At 68.3% G+C, this 3,644-nt stretch carries 2 protein-coding genes and 1 pseudogene; 2 read left to right on the top strand and 1 reads right to left on the bottom strand.

Annotated features, from left to right (window positions below; genetic code table 11):
- Positions 1–164: 164 nt before the first annotated feature.
- Positions 165–1,079, top strand: a complete 915-nt coding sequence (locus tag AAFP05_RS04760) for a ComEA family DNA-binding protein (RefSeq protein ID WP_341728707.1) — start codon at positions 165–167, stop codon at positions 1,077–1,079.
- 187 nt (positions 1,080–1,266) lie between these two features.
- Positions 1,267–3,384: a ComEC/Rec2 family competence protein gene (locus AAFP05_RS04755; protein WP_341728706.1), complete on the top strand. Its 2,118-nt coding sequence runs from the start codon at positions 1,267–1,269 to the stop codon at positions 3,382–3,384.
- Between the two features lie 12 nt (positions 3,385–3,396).
- On the opposite strand, the pseudogene AAFP05_RS04750 reads toward AAFP05_RS04755, so the two are convergent.
- Positions 3,397–3,644, bottom strand: a pseudogene (locus AAFP05_RS04750) (hypothetical protein); the annotation flags it as partial.

Raw genomic sequence — 3,644 nt, 5'->3', positions numbered from 1 at the left:
CGGGTGGGGTGCTGGCGGGCCGGGCACCTCACGTTTGCGCGACACCCGGTGCACCACCGCTGGTGGCACTGGCACCGTCTCGCCGCGAGCTCTCACACTCGCGAGTTATCCCCAGGCAACAGGTTTCTTGACCGATTCCGAGGCCATTTGACGATCCTTAGCACGTGCTACGCCCCGATGACTTCGAGAAGGTATCCGGACGGCTGCGCGTGGTCGTGGGAGACGCGCAGCCACCCGGTCTGCCCCGGCGCGCTCAGCCCTCGCAGCCCGGTCCCCATCCGGCGGGGAGGCGGGCTTCGGATACAGCAGTGCCGGACGATGAGTTGGCCGACGTGAAGCTGGACGATCGGCCGGCGCCAGATGATGACACCTGTGAAGCCGAGCCGCCGCGGACGGTCGGCACCAGTGACGGCCGTGTCGCGTGGAGATCGATGCTGCTACGCCTGGGGCGGACCCACGCCGGTGCACTCACCGTACTGCTGGTCGTGGCCCTCGTGTTGACGGGCAGCAGGGTGATGGCCGCCCGTGGGCACGCGGTCGATGCGACGAGTGCTACTCCATCTGTCACTCCTGCGGCCAGCGCGTCCGCACCGTCGGCTGCACCCATGATTCAGGTACACGTGATGGGTGCGGTCGTCGCTCCCGGGGTAGTGAGCGTTCCTGCGGGTTCGCGCGTGGGCGACGCCATCGTGGCTGCGGGTGGGCTGCGTGACGACGCCGATTGCGCAGAACTGAATCTTGCCGCCGACGTCCCGGACGGGGCCCAGATCGTTATCGGCACCGGAGCCGAGCCACGCGGCGAGATGCGCACCGGACAAGCCGATTCGGGCGGTGGCGGATCTGGTGGCGTCAGCGGGAGCGGGAATTCGGGCGGCGGCTCCTCGTCCGGCCTCGTCAATCTCAACACCGCGACTGCCGCGCAGCTGGAGGCGTTGCCGGGAGTCGGTCCCGTGATGGCGCAACGGATCGTCGACTGGCGCACGGCCAACGGCGGCTTCACCCGGATCGAGGAGTTGCAGGAGGTGGACGGCATTGGCGCCAAGACCTATGCCAAGCTCGCCCCGCTCGTCCAGGTCTGAACCTGAGGGCGCCGCGGCCAAGCCGGTAGATCTGCGATTGCTGGGGCCGGCCGCGGGCGCGTGGGCGTGCGCCGCGATAGCGGTCCAAGGCGGACGCTGGGTGGGTCTGGCTGTGGGACTCGGCATCGTGGTCGCCGCATGGGGCCTGCTATGGCGCGCGTGGTCCATCTGCTCTGTAGGAACGGCGATGATGGGCGCCGGGGCAGCCGCGGGGCTGTGGACTGCGGCGCTCGCCGGCTCGCTTCCGGCCGAATGGACCCGGCAGGAGGCCCTCGTCGAGGTGACGGCGCAGGTGGTCTCGGACGCCAGGCAATGGCAGGCGTCCGGATATCGGCCCGCAGCGGGTGTGCTGCCGATTGAACTCCACCGCGTCGTCGCACGCGGGCAGGTGTGGCAGGGCCGGCTGCCGGCCCAGTTGCGAGCCAGCGGTGAGGCTGCCGGATTGCTCGATCAGCCGGTCGGTGCCGTGATCACCTTCACGGCACTCAGCCGTCCCCCCGATGCTGCGGAACGATCCGTGGCGACCCTGGTGCTTCGTAGTGAGATCAGTTCAGTAGATCCGCCTGGCCCGTTGGCTCGCCTCGCGAACCGCTTCCGCGAAGGCCTTCGGGCGGCGATGGCGCATTCGCCGCCCGAACAGGCCGGGCTGGTGCCATCGCTGGTCGTCGGAGACGTCTCCCATCTTCCCGAACAGGTCAAGCAGGACTTCAAGACGACCGGTCTGACCCATCTCACCGCGGTCAGCGGAACGAATCTGACGCTGATGCTGGCATTCGTGCTGGGTCTGGCGCGACAGGCAGGGGCTCGTGGCTGGTGGCTGCGGGGCTTGGGGGTCGTGGTCGCGATCGCCTTCGTTGTGGTCTGCCGTGCCGAGCCGAGCGTGCTGCGTGCTGCTGCGATGGGCCTCATCGCGTTGGCGGCAACCGGGGTGGCGCACGATCGGGCACGCGGCCTGCGGGCGCTGAGCCTGGCGGTGCTGGTGCTCGTCCTGATCGATCCGTGGCTCTCGCGCTCCTGGGGTTTCGCGTTGTCGGTCACCGCCACCGCGGGCATCCTATGGTGGGCCGGGCGCTGGCAGACGATGATGCGTGGCTGGGCGCCGGGCTGGCTGGCGGAATCGCTGGCGGTGCCGCTGGCTGCGCAACTCGCCACCCAGCCGATCGTCACTGCGTTGTCGGGTCAGGTCAGCATCGTAGGACTGGCAGCGAATCTGCTCGCGGGACCATTCGTGGGACCGGTCACGATTCTCGGATTGACTGCGGGGTTGGTCTCGCTGGTCTGGCCGGGACTCGCGGCAGTGGTCGGCTGGGCCGCTGGCTGGTGCGTTCAGCCGATAGTCCTGGTCGCTCAGCTCGCGGCGTCCGCACCGGCAGCAGCGTGGAGTTGGCGCAGCACGCCGTTGACGCTGGCGCTGCTCGTCTGCGGCTGCATCGTCATCGCGGTGCTGCTGGTGCCTCGGATACTGCCGAACCGGCTTCTGGCCGGACTGCTGGCTGTCGTTCTCGTCATCGGCGCATTCCGGGCGCCTCCGCAGGCAGGCTGGCCGGCGGACTGGTCGGTGATCGCCTGCGATGTGGGGCAGGGCGGGGCACAGCTGATCCACGTTGGCCCCGGGCAGGCGATGCTCGTCGACACCGGTCCGGAGCCGGAGGCCCTGCGGGCTTGTCTGCGGGCGGCCGGTGTGCGAGAGATCCCGGTCTTGGTGCTGACGCATTCGCACGCCGATCACGTTGGCGGGCTGGCGGCTGTCGCGGGTCAGCTTCCCGTTGGTATCGTCCTGGTCGGTTCGGACCCTCCGGACGCGTCCGTGCTGAGCGGGTTGCCGGAAGCCACTCGGACAAGCCCCGGCGATGTTATTGAGCTCGGCTCATTAACCTGGACGACGATCGCCTCGGGCCTTCCAGACAGTGCTACGGCGGTGTCGGACGAGTCAACAGCAGGTGAAGATCCGGGCGAGAACGATGCATCGGTCGTCGGGATGATCGAGACCGGCGGGGTGCGTGTCCTGGTGACCGGCGATCTGGAGGTGGCCGGCCAGCAGGCGGTCGTAGGTTCGGGCGCCGATCTCCGGGCCGATGTACTCGTCGTCCCCCATCATGGCTCGCCACGGCAGGATCCGGAATTCATAGCGGCCGTGCATGCTCGCATCGCTCTGGTGCAGGTCGGGGAGCACAACGGCTACGGGCACCCTGCGGCTTCAGCGCTGACGATGCTGAAGACCAGCGGTGCCACGATCTTCCGCACCGACGAGCAGGGTGCAATTGCGGTGTCGATGGACGGCCAGAACGTGGTGACCCAGCGTTGAGGCCGGACGATATCAGGCCTCGAAGAGCGGCTTCAAGTGGCGCTCGTAGAGGTTGACGGTGACATTGCGTTCGACATCGTCGCGATGCTCGTCCAGGGCGTCCAGGTAACGCTGGCCCATCTTGGCGGCGAGCTTGAACGAGACGTGCAGCAGCTGACGCAGGTTCAAGTTGTAAGCCGGATTCAGCTGGTCGTGGCGCAGAGCGTCCGCGAACTGCTTACCGGTCCACCCATCGACCTCGTCGGGGCTCGGTAGCCCCT

Source organism: Brooklawnia sp. (assembly GCF_032229645.1).
Classification (GTDB): Bacteria; Actinomycetota; Actinomycetes; order Propionibacteriales; family Propionibacteriaceae; genus Brooklawnia.
The sequence above is the reverse complement of the archived record's forward strand: the minus strand, read 5'-3'. Positions and strand labels throughout refer to the sequence as shown.